Origin of the sequence: Affinundibacterium nitidum (assembly GCF_014284155.1) — a bacterium.
Classification (GTDB): Bacteria; Pseudomonadota; Gammaproteobacteria; order Burkholderiales; family Burkholderiaceae_D; genus Undibacterium; species Undibacterium nitidum.
In genome coordinates this window covers 367,213-381,203 of record NZ_JACOFZ010000002.1, presented here as the reverse complement: position 1 = coordinate 381,203, position 13,991 = coordinate 367,213, and the positions used below count along the sequence as shown (strand labels likewise).

Sequence of the window (13,991 nt, the reverse complement as noted above, 5' to 3'; positions counted from 1 at the left end):
TTGCGCCTATAATAGAGCGCTTTCGCATCGATGAACTGCTGGCAAGCTTTCTGCTCTAAGTGCTTACTTACAGAAAGAGCTAGGCCCAGTCAGGGTGCTTCCTAAAAAACAATGAACAAATGCCATTCACTGACCACGACATGCGTCTGAATCGAAATCAAGCAAAAACCGTATTATCGCATTCACCGGCCATGTTTCCTATTTTTACGAAAACGATCATTGCTGGTTTGCTATGTTCCGCATTTTCCAGCAGCTTTGCGCAAACGCAGACTGTGATCGAAACGGCCAATAAAAACGCGAGCTCCCTATCTGCAGCAACCAAGCCGCAGGCAACGCAAGCGGCAGATAAGAAAGCCGTAGACCCATCGACCTTGCCGACGGTGATTCAAGCCGAAACCATGAACGGCGAGCCGGATCGTATCGTCCGCATGGAAAACAATGTGATCGTGACACGCGGCGATACCAAGCTCACGGCAGAGCGGGCTAGCTATCTGCAAATTGAAGACCAATTAGATGCTTCTGGGAATATCGAGCTGCAACGGGGTGCTGATTGCTATACTGGCCAATTAATTCGATTTGCGCTTGAATCTGGCGTTGGTTTCGTCCTCAAGCCGAGCTATTTTATTGCACGTAATAATGGCCAGGGTAAGGCAGATCGTATCGATTTTGCCAGCGAAGAACGTTCGACCATTACCAATGGCACTTATAGTACTTGCCAAGGTTTAGATCCAGATTGGTATTTAAAAGCGGAAACTTTAAATCTCGATACCGGTCTTGATACAGGGGTGGCGGGGAAGTCTGTGCTGTACTTTAAGGGCGTCCCGATTATGGCGACACCTGGTTGGATGGATTTCAGTTTTCCTTTGTCTGGTGCACGTCATTCAGGCATATTGCCGCCAACTATGGGCCATTCCAACAAAGGTGGTATCGAGTTCGGTGTGCCTTACTATTTCAATATTGCGCCTAACCGCGACCTAACCCTGCGCCCGAAAATGATCGCAAGGCGTGGTCTGCAGATGGGTATTGAAGGGCGATATCTAGGCGAGTCCTATGCTGGTGAGACAGCGGTCGAAGGCATTAGCGACAAACTGACGAATACAACGCGTTATGCGATTAACTCTATTCATAATCAGAAGTTGACGCCAGAAGCAGTGTTTTCGTGGAACTTGAATCGCGCTTCGGATAACGATTATCCAGCCGACTTCTCCAATTCTACGACCAAAACTGCGCAACGTTTGTTGCTGCGTGAAGTTGGGCTCGATTATTACGGATCTATTTGGAATGCCTCATTGCGTTCAACCAGCTACCAAGTATTGCAAGATCCATCTGCACCGATTACCTTGCCTTATGAACGTTTGCCACAGTTGAGTTTTCATGCTGGACAACATGATGTGGTTGGCCTTGATTGGTCAGTGGACGCCTTGATGACGCGTTTCTGGCACCCGACTTTGATACGTGGTAACCGTGCAGTGATTAATCCGCAGGTTTCTTTCCCGATTATTCAGCCAGCGTTCTTTGCAGTTCCTAAACTGTCATTTCACGCCACCCAATATGAGTTAGATAACCCAGCTCAAGGGCAAGCTTCGCATTACCAGCGCACTATCCCAAGTTTATCGTTGGACACAGGTTTGATCTTTGAGCGCCAAGCAAGTTTATTGGGTGAAGGCATGACTCAGACATTGGAGCCGCGCCTGTTCTATGTAAATACGCCATATCGAGATCAGACTGCATTACCATTATTTGATACTGCTTTAGCCGACTTCAATTTCGCACAGATTTTTAGTGAAAATCGTTTTACCGGACATGACCGTATTGGCGATTCAAATCAGGTGACCGCAGGTTTGGTCTCTCGTTTCATTGAAGGTGATGGTACTGAGCGCTTTAAGTTTGCACTTGGGCAGCGTTTTTACTTCAATACGCAAAAGGTGAGCCTGGATGGTAAGAGTAATCCAAGTCGTTCCGATCTGCTATTAGCCGGCAATGGACAAATTTCGAATACCTTGAATGTGGAAGCGGCACTGCAAGTAAGCCAAAGTGATCGTCAATCGGTGCGTTCTAGCTATGGTATTCATTGGCAGCCTGCCGAGAAAAAAGTCTTGAATTTGCAATACCAATTTCAACGCGATGTCTTGAAACAATTGGAATTGTCAGGCCAATGGCCGATTTCCCATCGTTGGTATGCAGTCGGTAAGAGCAACTATTCTCTATTAAACCGTAAGCTGGTTGAAGGTTTGGCAGGCTTGGAATATCGTGCGGATTGCTGGGCTTTACGTTTCGTTGCACATCGATTCGCGACGACTACGTTGAATAATAATTCGGGCATTGCAATTCAATTGGAATTGACCGGTTTAGCGCGTCTTGGCTTTGGGTCTAACCCAATCGAGACGTTGAAGAAAAGTATTAATGGATATCAGCCGTCGACCACAAATTGATCGCATGGTTGGGTAACAAGAATTGCCGTCAGGCATTCTTGCAGTAGCGGCTTGGTTTGCGCTTGCCCGATATCCGTGTATATTGCAGCTTTCGTCGATTTATGACGAGGCAGAATTAGTGAAATGCAGCAGTAGTTTTGTGTTTCACATTTTATTTTGATAAGACTTTTGTTTTTTGTCTTAGTAGATTTTTGGATGACTATGCGACACATTTTGCAAATGAATCAATCGAAGCGTTCCCTCGCTGTTGGCATTACTTCGACCCTTTTAGGCTTGTTGTTATCGAACGCGGCATTGGCGCAGTCCAATTCGCCAGTGGCGCCCTTGCAAGACTCGACACCGAATAAGGCTGCTCCAAAGAAAGCAAGTAAATCAGCGGTTGTGAACGGTATCGCCGTGGTTGTCGGAGACGAGGTCATCACCAACCTTGAATTGAATGATCGCATCAACGCCATCGAGAAAAGTCTAAAGGCGCAGGGGACTACTCCACCTGAACGTTCTGAAATTCAAAAGCAAATTTTGGAGCGCATGATTATCGATCGTTTGCAGATCCAATTGGCGAAAGAGCAGGGCATGCGCATTGATGACGTCATGCTTGACCGCGCGATGCAACGTATGGCTGAATCCAATAAGATGAGTTTGCAAGAGTTACGTAATCAAGTTGAACGTGAAGGCACATCTTTTGCGCAATTTCGCGAAGACATTCGTGATGACATCATGATTCAACGCGTGCGTGAGCGCGAAGTTGATAGCAAGATTCAAGTCTCTGAATTAGAGATCGACAACTTCCTGGCTGCCCAAGCATTAGCGCCTAGCAAAAATCAAGAAATCAATCTTGGCCATATCATGGTTCGGATTCCAGAAAATGCAACTCCCGAAGTAATTACTCAACGCAGCGCACGCGCACAAGAAGCTTACAAAAAATTGCGTATCGGTGAAGATTTCGCCAAACTGGCTGCGACGTATTCAGACTCCGTCGAGGCACTGAAAGGCGGCGAGGTTGGTTTCCGTGAACAAGAAAAAATTCCGCCCCTCTTTATGGAAGCCGTTAACAAGATCCAGTTTATCGGTGGCATCTCGGAGATTATTCGTAGCCCAAATGGTTTCCATATTTTGAAGCTTTTGGGCAAGCGTGATGTAGCTCCGGTCGAAGCGACAGGCTCTCAGCAATCGAATGTACGCCACATTCTGATGCGACCAACGCAAGCGATGACAGCGGCGCAAGTTAAGAGCACATTGCTCGAACTTAAACAAAAGATCGCAAATAAAACGGCAACTTTCGAAGAGTTAGCGAAAACTAATTCAATCGATACCTCGGCAGCTAAAGGTGGTGATTTGGGCTGGGTGTATCCTGGAGATACATCACCAGACTTCGAAGCGGCGATGAATAAATTGGCGATTAACGAAGTGAGTGATCCAGTTGAAACACAACTGGGCTTCCACTTGATTCAAGTAACAGAACGTAAATTGACTGAAGACTCCGTTGAGAAAAAACGTTCTGAAGCTCGTCAGTCTGTACGTGCACGTAAATCGGATGAAGCTGTTCAGAGCTGGTTGCGCCAATTGCGTGATCGTGCTTATGTGGAGTTTCGTACGGATCAAAAATAATGCCATCTAACTCTCCGGTTATTGCAATCACCGTCGGCGAACCCGCTGGCATTGGGCCGGAGATTTCTCTGTTGGCGGCATGGGCTTTACGCAATGAAGTTAGGCCTGTACTTTTGGGTGATGCCGCCTACTTAGCGATGTTAGCCCACGATCTCAATAAAGAGATTCGTTTGATGGGCCTGTCGCAGCAGGCTTTGCGTTTTAATGGTCTGCCTGGTTGTGGTCGCGATCAGATCACCGTCATCGATTGCCCCTTGAATGCCCATGTTGTGGCGGGTCAGCTTGATCCACGCAATGGCCGCGCCGTGTTGCAAACGCTCGATGTGGCCATCGAATCCGTGCAGAATAAATGGTGCGATGCCATGGTCACCGCGCCGCTGCAAAAAAGCACCATCAATGACGCTGGTGTGCCGTTCACTGGACACACCGAATATCTCGCTGAACAAACCAAGACGGCACAGGTAGTAATGATGTTGGCATGCGAGGTATCGGCGACTTTGCCTCAGCCTTTGCGTGTCGCTTTGGCGACCACGCATTTGCCATTGCGTGAAGTGGCAGATGCGATTCAGTTTGATCCATTGTTGAACACACTGCAGATTATCCATCGCGATTTGCAAGACAAATTTGGCATTGCTAAACCACGTATTTTTGTTACGGGCTTGAATCCGCATGCCGGTGAAAACGGTTATCTTGGACGTGAAGAAATTGAAGTGATTAACCCAGTGATCCAACAAGCGCGTTCTTTAGGTATGGACGTAAGAGGTGCTTTCCCGGCAGATACACTCTTCCAACAGAAGTATTTGAAAGATGCCGATTGCGTACTAGCGATGTATCACGACCAAGGTTTATCGGTATTGAAATACGCGAGCTTTGGCTTGGGTGTGAACATTACTTTGGGTCTGCCTTTAATACGTACCTCTGTCGATCACGGCACAGCTCTTGATCTCGCTAAACTGGGTACGGGTTTGGCAGATGCTGGCAGCATGAAGGTCGCTATTCGTATGGCAGCAGAAATGGTGAAGCGCCAAGCCTTGGCCGCCGTCAACTAAGCCTAATTTGGCACAGAAATACAAGTAAAGAATAAACCGATGTCACTGTAGAGTGCATCATCAAGAAATCAAAACGATATGACGAAACACATTGCCCGCAAACGATTTGGCCAAAACTTTTTGACCGATCAACAAGTCTTGACCGACATCATTAGCTGCATCAATCCTCAGCAAGATGAAAGCATGGTCGAGATCGGACCAGGCTTGGCAGCGATGACACGCTTACTGCTTGACGGCTTGCAGGCTTTGCATGTGGTTGAGCTCGATCGCGACTTGGTAGCTCGCTTAAAGAAAAGTTTTGATCCTACGAAATTGACCATCCATGAAGGTGATGCGCTGAAATTTGATTTTGTGACGATTCCTGTCAACCCTGGCAAGAAATTACGTATCGTTGGTAATTTACCGTACAACATTTCTAGCCCTCTACTGTTTCATTTGGCGGAATACGCAGATCAAGTAGAAGACCAGCACTTTATGCTGCAAAAAGAAGTGGTTGAACGTATGGTGGCGGAACCTGGTGGCAAAGAATATGGACGTTTGTCGGTGATGCTGCAATGGCGTTATCACATGGAGCTCTTGTTTATCGTGCCACCGACGGCGTTCGATCCGCCACCGCGTGTTGATTCCGCGATTGTGCGTATGATTCCTAAGAAAGAGAAGTTGCCGTGCAAGTTGGAAAATCTCGAACTCGTCGTTACCAAGTCTTTCTCTCAACGTCGCAAAACGATACGCAATTGCGTTGCTGGTCTGTTCGATGAACAACAATTGCAAAGTGTGGGAATCGATCCACAATTGCGCGCGGAAGCGATTCCATTAGAGCAGTATGTAGCCTTGGCTAATCTTTTGCCTTAGCATATAGAAATAACGACATGTGTTTGACCATTAGTTCATACCGGTCGATTTTTCCGAAAAGATTTGAGGCACCATGAATTTAACTAACACCCCAGAGTGGCAAGCCCTGCTTGGGCATCGTAGCCGCTTACAGCATCAACATCTACGTGATTTGTTCGCGGAGGATCCGCAGCGTTTTCATCGTTTTTCTTTAGAGTTGGAAGGCCTGTTGGTCGACTACTCTAAACAGCGTGTCGATGAAGCTGCATTGAACGATCTGTTAGCCTTGGCGCGTAGCACTGGCGTGGAACATTGGCGTGATCGCATGTTCGCGGGCGATAAAATTAATGTCAGCGAAAATCGTGCAGTCTTGCATACGGCTTTGCGTCATACTGACTACACACCTTTCCCTAGTGAAGAGAATAACGTCATGCCGCAGGTGCATGCGGTGCGTAAGCAAATGCGTGACATCGTCGAACGTGTGCGCAGTGGCTTGTGGCGCGGCTTCAAAGGCGATGCAATTCAAAACATCGTCAACATCGGTATTGGTGGATCTGACCTTGGACCGAAATTGGCGACGCGTGCACTATCTGCCTTGCAGCATCCGGGTTTGAATTTCTACTATGTATCGAATCTCGATAGCGCCCATCTGGCACCTTTGATTGAACGCCTCGATCCACGCACCACTTTGTTTATCGTCGCTTCAAAAACCTTTACCACGCAAGAAACTAGCATCAATGCGCACACCGCGCGCAATTGGTTATTGGCCGCGGCGACCGAAGAGTGGGCGATTGCGAAGCACTTTATTGCCGTCACATCGAATCCGAGCAAGGCCCATGAATTTGGCATCCCTGATAGCAATATCTTGCAGATTTGGGATTGGGTCGGCGGTCGTTATTCTTTATGGTCCGCAGTGGGTTTGTCGGTAGCTTTGGCAATTGGCATGCGCGGTTTTGAACGCTTGTTAGAGGGCGCGGAAACCATGGATCAGCATTTTCGTACTGCGCCGCTGGAAAAGAATTTGCCGGTCTTGCTGGCCTTGATGTCGATTTGGAATACCAATTTCTTAGGCGCGGAAACGACCGCAGTCTTGCCGTATAACGAATCGATGCGCCATCTGCCGGGTTTCTTGCAGCAGCTTGAGATGGAATCTAACGGTAAAACCGTGAGCCGCGATGGTGAGGCTTTGACCTGCCGCGCGAACCCGATTGTTTGGGGTGAAATCGGCGTCAACGGTCAGCATGCTTTCTTCCAATTGCTGCATCAAGGTGGTTGGTTGATTCCATGCGACTTCGTCGTGGCAGCGAGCAGCGATTATCCATTACCAGGTCACCAAGCACCTTTGCTCGCTAACTGTCTGGCGCAAAGTTCAGCTTTGGCTTTCGGTAAAACCGAACAACAAGCACGCATTGAACTCGCCGCGCAAGGCTTGAAAGAAGCTGAAATCACCAAGCTGTTGCCGCATAAGGTCTTCGCTGGTAATCAGCCTTCGAATACGATTTTGATGACGAGTTTGGATCCCTTCCAATTGGGGATGTTACTGGCACTGTATGAGCACAAAGTCTTTGTGCAAGGCGTGGTCTGGGGTATCAATTCCTTCGATCAATGGGGCGTGGAGTTGGGCAAACAATTAGCGAATAGTTTGCTCCCAGCCCTGCAAGGGAACCCTGAATTTGATGGGCAGCTCGATGTGTCTACTCAAGGTTTGATCGCCTATTTTAGACGTTATGGGAATAACTGAGCACGTGCTGCCAGACGTAATTCCAAGATGAGAGTCGCTGGATCCCTGCCTGCGCAGGGATGACGACCTCATTAGTCTCATCAATATGCTGAACCATCCTTGTGTAAAAATACCCAAGCGCCGTTTTGAAATACGGCCTTGAGATCTTCATCAGGGTAATTCACTTCATCACCCGCACTACGATCCCCCACTTCCAAATACAAAACGGGCTCATCGGTTTCATTGACGAAACAGTGGGCGTCGTCCGTTCCCGCCTTAAAGCCCGCGCACATGCCAGGTGCTAATACCGTTTTCCCTGCATTGTTCAACAAAGTCGGATGGCCTTTCACGATATAGATAAACTCATCTTGCTTCGTGTGGCCGTGGCGCAAAGCGGATACGGCTTTCGGTGCCAACGTCGTCAGATTCACACCAAAATTCGTCAACCCAAACAAGTCACCCAAAATACGTTTTTCACGACCTTCCATGCGCGAGGCGAAGGGTTCTGGGTAAATGGATTTCTTGGCGCGTGGCGCGACGTCGGTAGAGACGAGTGCTATGGCTGGATTCGACATGGTTTCTCCTGTAAGTCAGAGTAAGTTTAGTTTAAATTGCCATTGGAGACTTCATCTCCCTTTAGCTTAAAGTGAAGAGGGGTAGGCGTTTTGCCGTCACTTTGATTTGAAGCACAACATGCTTTTATCAGTTCGTCGACTATTTTATGCGCTCCCTCTATTTGCGATGCGCTCAGTTCTTTTTCTTCAAGCGCTAGCTTGTTCTTCGCGAGCGCGGATGGTGTTTTTCCAACAGATTTATACATTGCTAAATGATATATGTATGCTCTGAAAGTATCTTTGTCTACGAAGCTATCTCTCACTTTGTTTATACCATCATCGTAAAACTGATATAGCGGCAAAAAAGTGTCTCTGTCACCACTTTCCGCCGCCGCTTCTAATTGCTCAACAGCTTGTTTTTTCCAAGCGATAACCGCTGGGTCTGATGGGCGGCTTTCTAAGATATTAGGGTCACCAAATGGACCTTCATATAAGAAAGCGTTTGCCGCACCATTCACCTTTGCTTTGACTGCGATGTTTAATAGATCGAGTCGATGGGCCATTGCAGCATAGCCAACGCCAATGCAATATCGCTTTGATTCTTCTAGCTCCGGCTTTCTTTCAGAAATATGCAATTGGTTATCTTCATTGATCTTCCAAGAGTCGAAGGACTTCAATTCCTTCGCATCATGAAAACAACGAGCCAATATTTGATAGCGCTTAAATGTATCTTCAGGTGTCGTTGAATGAGCGAGTTCCTTCAGTTCTTCCAATGCTGTTTTCGCATTTGTTGGGCCTTTTTTCACAGGCACTGCCACCTCTAATGCTGGGGGCGACGGGCGCGTGATGGATTTTATAGCCGCTGTTGCTGGCTCTTGCGCAATTTCCGTAGATGAATCTTTCGCATTCCAAGCCAGATACAGGCCTGCAGCAAGGCTGCCGCTGAGGATAAGGTAAAGGGGCGGGCGAAGGTTCATGTAGCGGGGCAATTCGGGCAAATAGTAAAGATGCTAAGGAAAAGACAATATGAGCAATTTTACCCTCGAATGCCAGCCGAAAGCAGACAAGGTACAATGCAGGCTTACTTGTTTAAACCGCTTTTTCAGAGGACTTTATGCGCATTCTTCATACGATGCTCCGCGTCGGCAATTTGCAGCGTTCGATTGATTTTTACACGCAGGTCTTGGGGATGAAGTTGTTGCGCACCTCGGATAATCCTGAATATCAGTACACTTTGGCGTTCCTCGGCTATGGCAATAACCCTGAACATGCAGAGTTAGAGCTAACCTATAACTATGGTGTGGAATCCTACGAGATGGGCACAGCTTATGGTCATATTGCTTTGGCGGTGCCAGATGCGGCGGCAGCCTGCGAAGCGGTGAAAGCCAAAGGTGGGAATGTGACGCGCGAAGCTGGCCCAGTGAAGGGCGGCAAAACGGTGATCGCTTTTGTGCAAGATCCTGATGGTTACAAAATTGAATTGATCGAGCGTGAGTTTGATCAGGTCGTTACCTTGTAAACCTTCGTTGGATCAATCGATTTCATGACTTCTTTTGTAAAGCAGCGGCATTGGTCGCGCTTGGCGCAGCATGTCACCGCTGTCGGCCTGCTCGCTGCGTTATTTGCGTGTGCAAGTCCACCTGTTACTGAGCCCAATCCAGCAGAGCCAGTAAAACCCGTGGCACCTCAAGTGGATGGTGGCAGTGGTATTGTACTGAAGCCGGTTACGAATCCGATTGCGGTCGGTGGAGCGGTAGTTACAGCGAACGAAGAAATGCCGCCCGCCGCCCCGCGTGAATTTCGGGCGGCCTGGGTGTCGACAGTCGCCAATATTGATTGGCCTAGTCGTCGTGATCTGAGCACAGAAAAGCAACAAGCAGAGATTATTCAAATTCTGGACACCGCCGCGCAGCTCAAACTCAATGCTTTGATTTTGCAAGTACGCCCCAGCGGTGATGCGATTTATCCGTCTACTTTAGAGCCTTGGTCTGAATTTCTCACAGGTGAACAAGGACGTGCTCCCAATCCCTTTTATGACCCCTTGCAGTTTTGGATAGAGCAAGCGCACAAACGCGGCATCCAATTGCATGCGTGGTTCAACCCTTACCGTGCGCGTACACCGTCCATGCGCACACCGTATGCGGCGACGCATATCGCCAAACGTGCACCGCAGGTGGTGCGCACTTATGGCGATCTGCAATGGATGGATCCTGCAGAGCCACTCGCCGCACAAAACACCTTGGCAGTGATTCGTGATGTGGTGCAGCGCTATGATATCGATGGCGTGCATATTGACGACTACTTTTATCCTTACCCAATTAAGAATAGCGCAGGCGCCGAGGTAGACTTTCCCGACGCGAACGCATGGCGTGCTTACCAGCAAAGTGGTGGTGCTTTGTCACGCGCTGATTGGCGGCGTCAGCAAGTCAACCATCTCGTCGAAACGATCTACGTTAATGTTCATCAGATTAAGCCTTGGGTGAAATTTGGGATTAGCCCCTTTGGTATAGGACGTCCAGACCGCCTGCCGAATGGCATCACTGGTTTTAGTCAATTCGACAAACTGTATGCCGATGTTGAACTGTGGTTGCAAAATGGCTGGCTCGACTATTTAGTGCCGCAATTGTACTGGCCTATTACGCAAACAGCGCAGGCCTTTCCGGTGTTGAACAATTACTGGCACGCGCAAAACCCATTGCAACGCCCCATTTGGCCAGGTCTGTACACTAGCAAAATTGATAATAGTGAAGCGAGTTGGAGTAGCGACGAAATCTTGAAACAAGTCGATATCAGCCGCAATAATCCGAATGCGGGTCATAGCCATTTTAGCTTCATCCCCTTGGCACAAGATCGCAAACAAGTCCGTTCGCGCTTGGCTGCTGAGAAGTATATTACGACCGCATTAGTGCCATCGTTTCCTTGGCTGAATCCGCAAGGCTTAGTCACACCGCGCCCGACACTTAATTATGTGAGGGATCAAAAGCAGATTCGTTTAAGTTGGGAAAACAACGCGACTAGCGTAGTGCAAGTGGCGGTCTGGAAGCGTAGTGATCTGGGTTGGCAGTTTAGCGTGCAAGACGCAACACAGACAGTGATCGTCGTCGACGCGGACAGCAAAGGTAATCGCATCAAGCAAGTCGTTGTATCTAGCGTGAATCGTTATGGTGAGGAGAGTGCGAGGAGTTCGGTTACGATTGAGTGATGTTTGAGCTCGATTAGCCTGTCATTCCTGTGAAGACAGGAATCCAGTGTCGATTGCTCTAGGTTCTAATTGAGAGTTTGTACGCTCAATCTTCGCTGGTCGGGGGTAGCCCGACGGCTACTCACTTTCTTTGCTTCGCCAAAGAAAGTAAGCAAAGAAAGGCGACCGCAACCGTCACTGCCCTTCGGGTTCCCATTTGTGCGGGACAAAAAATGGGAAAGCTTTGAAACTCGCTACGCTCAGACAACAAAGCTTTCTTTATCCATTTTCTGCCCCACACAAATGGCAGTGCCAGACGCGGAAACTCAAAACCTAGATGCTCGATGGTCAGCGGAAAAAGTATCAATCACAGCAAGATGATATTTGTAGGGATATTTCATCTAGATACGGGGTTTGTACCATTGGCGATTCAAAAGCGGAACGGCGAAAAGTCAAAGGCAACACCAAAACAAGCAATCTCGAACACCGCTTATTTTTCTAGCGACCGTCGTAGGTCGTTGGTTTTGATTTTCATCCACTTCTGACACTGCCAATTGTGCTGGGCAAAAATGGGGAATAAGAGAGTCAGATGTTTGAGCGAAGCGAGTTGCTGACTCTCCCCCATTTTTGACTTGCACAATTGGGCACCCGAAGGGCAGTGGCAGCGTGGTCGCCTTTTTTGGGTTACCTTTTTTGGCGAAGCAAAAAAGGTAACTGGCTGTCGGGCCACACCCGACTAGTGAACTATAAGTAGGCGCGCATGTGAATATCAAGGATGAAAACTGGTACTCCGTCCACTCCTAATGGCATTGCGATGCTATAAATTTAGAAGATGCGTGGTGGGTTACGCTGACGCTAAATCACCCTAAGAACTAGAAGTAATCTAAGGAACATAGACCAGCTCAATTTTGATCGAATAACCGTTTTCTACCTCAAACACATGCGCACTTAAAACCAAGTCACTCGGCCCTTCTTCTTTGGTCCACAAGTCGATCATAACGCTCCAGTAGGATTTCATAAAGATACAAACGGAGGTGTCCCAGCTCTCCGGAGGAAGTTCAATGAGAGTGCAGCCGTAGTCAGCAATATACCCTTTAATCTGAGCTGCTGTTTCATTCGAGACTTCTAAGACACCTTCAATTTGATTTAAAGATTTGTAGTTGGCTTTTGTGAGGGCAGCGACAACGCGTACGAAAATCGGGCGCCACGAGTTTGGTATTGGACGCTCATGCTCGCAATCTTTGACTGCTGTAATCTCTGTATCAGTCATATGTTATCTTTTTGCAGTTGACTAGGAGTAAAATACCGCAGCCCGCACCCACCTCAATGGAAGAACAAATAAGCCACAAAAATCGCGGCGATAACACCCGCCAAATCCGCCAATAATCCCAAAGAAATCGCATAACGCGTTTTGCGAATCCCGACGGAACCGAAATACAAAGCGACGATGTAGAAAGTCGTATCTGCAGAACCTTGGAAGATACAAGCCAAGCGTCCAACGAAAGAATCTGGTCCATAGGTTTTCATCGCATCGACCATCATGGCGCGTGAGCCGCTGCCGCTCAATGGTTTCATCAATGCAGTCGGCAAGGCCGCTGTGAAGTCCGTATTGATACCAAATTGGGTGAAGAGCCAATTGAATCCTGAGACGATCATGCCTAGCACACCCGAATTCCGTAGAACACCAATCGCCACCAACATACCTACCAGATAAGGAATGATGGTGATCGAGGTTGTAATGCCGCCTTTCGCTCCTTCAATAAAAGCTTCGTAGACGTTCACTTTCTTACGCATGCCGCCAACCAAGAAGGCGATGATGATCGAGAATAAGAGTAGATTGGCCGTGAGCTTGGAGAAGACTTCAAGCTCGTTGCGCGTTAAGCATTGGCTCAGATACCACACTAGAAAAATGATGAAACCGCTGATGCCGCCTAGCCAGCCAAGTACAACTCGGTTGAGCAAATTGATGCGCTGACGAATTGCCACTGCAACTAAACCAACCATCGTTGCGACATAGGTCGCGATCATGCAGGGGATGAAAATATCGGAAGGGTCGGCTGCTCCGAGGACCGCGCGCTGCGCCATGATGGCCAGTGGGATCAGGGTGAGCCCTGAGGTGTGCAAGACCAGAAACATGATCTGGGCATCGCTGGCTTCGTCTTTATTCGGATTGAGCGTTTGCAGGCTTTCCATGGCCTTCAGGCCAAATGGCGTGGCAGCGTTATCGAGCCCAAGCAAGTTAGCCGAGAAATTCATCACCATATGGCCGTTAGCTGGATGGTCTTTTGGTACGCCCGGAAAAATACGGGCGAAGAACGGTGCGATTAGCTTCGCTAGCCAATTGATGGCTCCCGCCTTCTCACCGATATTCATAATACCCAGCCACAAGGTCATGACACCAGCGAGCGGCAGTGCAATCTCCATTACGCCAATACGGGCAGAATCGAAAGTGCCGTCCATGATGCGTTTGAATACTTCGGTATCGCCGAAGAAGATCCATTGGATAAGTGCGGCGATAAAGCCCACGATGAAAAAGCCTATCCAGATATAGTTAAGTGTCATGTTCTTGTATTAAAAATGGGTTCTTCGTCAGAGTAGGGGAATCAAGCTCGGGCG

Annotated in this window: 11 protein-coding genes; 7 read left to right on the top strand and 4 right to left on the bottom strand. The window is 48.3% G+C overall.

What is annotated here, in order from left to right; all coding sequences use genetic code 11:
- Positions 1-119 precede the first annotated feature (119 nt).
- The 5 genes from H8K36_RS09110 to pgi all read left to right on the top strand — a co-directional run bounded on the left by H8K36_RS09110 (position 120) and on the right by pgi (position 7,661).
- Positions 120-2,432, top strand: a complete 2,313-nt coding sequence (locus tag H8K36_RS09110; RefSeq protein WP_230404444.1) for an LPS-assembly protein LptD — start codon at positions 120-122, stop codon at positions 2,430-2,432.
- 201 nt (positions 2,433-2,633) lie between these two features.
- Positions 2,634-4,040, top strand: coding sequence for a peptidylprolyl isomerase (locus tag H8K36_RS09105; protein ID WP_186915969.1), 1,407 nt, complete (start codon positions 2,634-2,636; stop codon positions 4,038-4,040).
- On the top strand, positions 4,040-5,089 hold the full coding sequence (gene pdxA / locus H8K36_RS09100) for a 4-hydroxythreonine-4-phosphate dehydrogenase PdxA (protein ID WP_186915970.1): 1,050 nt from the start codon (positions 4,040-4,042) through the stop codon (positions 5,087-5,089). Before H8K36_RS09105 ends, pdxA begins: the two co-directional genes overlap by 1 nt.
- A gap of 78 nt (positions 5,090-5,167) precedes the next feature.
- Complete coding sequence (gene rsmA / locus H8K36_RS09095) at positions 5,168-5,941, top strand: 16S rRNA (adenine(1518)-N(6)/adenine(1519)-N(6))-dimethyltransferase RsmA (RefSeq protein ID WP_186915971.1); 774 nt, start codon at positions 5,168-5,170, stop codon at positions 5,939-5,941.
- 73 nt (positions 5,942-6,014) lie between these two features.
- Entirely contained in the window at positions 6,015-7,661 is a 1,647-nt protein-coding gene (pgi, locus tag H8K36_RS09090) for a glucose-6-phosphate isomerase (RefSeq protein ID WP_186915972.1), read from the top strand.
- 80 nt (positions 7,662-7,741) lie between these two features.
- Here pgi and H8K36_RS09085 read toward each other — a convergent pair whose 3' ends face one another.
- Together H8K36_RS09085 and H8K36_RS09080 are read right to left on the bottom strand one after the other, a co-directional pair.
- Entirely contained in the window at positions 7,742-8,215 is a 474-nt protein-coding gene (locus H8K36_RS09085) for a cupin domain-containing protein (RefSeq protein WP_186915973.1), read from the bottom strand.
- A gap of 26 nt (positions 8,216-8,241) precedes the next feature.
- Positions 8,242-9,171, bottom strand: coding sequence for a hypothetical protein (locus H8K36_RS09080; protein ID WP_186915974.1), 930 nt, complete (start codon positions 9,169-9,171; stop codon positions 8,242-8,244).
- A gap of 137 nt (positions 9,172-9,308) precedes the next feature.
- Between H8K36_RS09080 and gloA the strand changes: the two genes are divergently transcribed.
- Complete coding sequence (gene gloA, locus H8K36_RS09075; protein WP_186915975.1) at positions 9,309-9,713, top strand: lactoylglutathione lyase; 405 nt, start codon at positions 9,309-9,311, stop codon at positions 9,711-9,713.
- A 24-nt stretch (positions 9,714-9,737) separates the two neighbouring features.
- A complete protein-coding gene (locus tag H8K36_RS09070; RefSeq protein ID WP_186915976.1) occupies positions 9,738-11,396 on the top strand; it encodes a glycoside hydrolase family 10-like protein in 1,659 nt (552 codons plus the stop codon).
- A gap of 862 nt (positions 11,397-12,258) precedes the next feature.
- Here H8K36_RS09070 and H8K36_RS09065 read toward each other — a convergent pair.
- Positions 12,259-12,645, bottom strand: a complete 387-nt coding sequence (locus tag H8K36_RS09065; protein WP_222611182.1) for a DUF7668 domain-containing protein — start codon at positions 12,643-12,645, stop codon at positions 12,259-12,261.
- A 53-nt stretch (positions 12,646-12,698) separates the two neighbouring features.
- Entirely contained in the window at positions 12,699-13,937 is a 1,239-nt protein-coding gene (locus tag H8K36_RS09060; RefSeq protein WP_186915977.1) for a nucleoside recognition domain-containing protein, read from the bottom strand.
- Positions 13,938-13,991 lie beyond the last annotated feature (54 nt).

Bases quoted from the DNA above. Each gene is read 5' to 3' on its own strand.
- pdxA (WP_186915970.1), top strand. From the start codon at position 4,040: ATGCCATCTAACTCTCCGGTTATTGCAATCACCGTCGGCGAACCCGCT.
- H8K36_RS09065 (WP_222611182.1), bottom strand. From the start codon at position 12,645: ATGACTGATACAGAGATTACAGCAGTCAAAGATTGCGAGCATGAGCGT.
- gloA (WP_186915975.1), top strand. From the start codon at position 9,309: ATGCGCATTCTTCATACGATGCTCCGCGTCGGCAATTTGCAGCGTTCG.
- H8K36_RS09060 (WP_186915977.1), bottom strand. From the start codon at position 13,937: ATGACACTTAACTATATCTGGATAGGCTTTTTCATCGTGGGCTTTATC.
- rsmA (WP_186915971.1), top strand. From the start codon at position 5,168: ATGACGAAACACATTGCCCGCAAACGATTTGGCCAAAACTTTTTGACC.
- H8K36_RS09110 (WP_230404444.1), top strand. From the start codon at position 120: ATGCCATTCACTGACCACGACATGCGTCTGAATCGAAATCAAGCAAAA.
- pgi (WP_186915972.1), top strand. From the start codon at position 6,015: ATGAATTTAACTAACACCCCAGAGTGGCAAGCCCTGCTTGGGCATCGT.
- H8K36_RS09070 (WP_186915976.1), top strand. From the start codon at position 9,738: ATGACTTCTTTTGTAAAGCAGCGGCATTGGTCGCGCTTGGCGCAGCAT.
- H8K36_RS09105 (WP_186915969.1), top strand. From the start codon at position 2,634: ATGCGACACATTTTGCAAATGAATCAATCGAAGCGTTCCCTCGCTGTT.
- H8K36_RS09085 (WP_186915973.1), bottom strand. From the start codon at position 8,215: ATGTCGAATCCAGCCATAGCACTCGTCTCTACCGACGTCGCGCCACGC.
- H8K36_RS09080 (WP_186915974.1), bottom strand. From the start codon at position 9,171: ATGAACCTTCGCCCGCCCCTTTACCTTATCCTCAGCGGCAGCCTTGCT.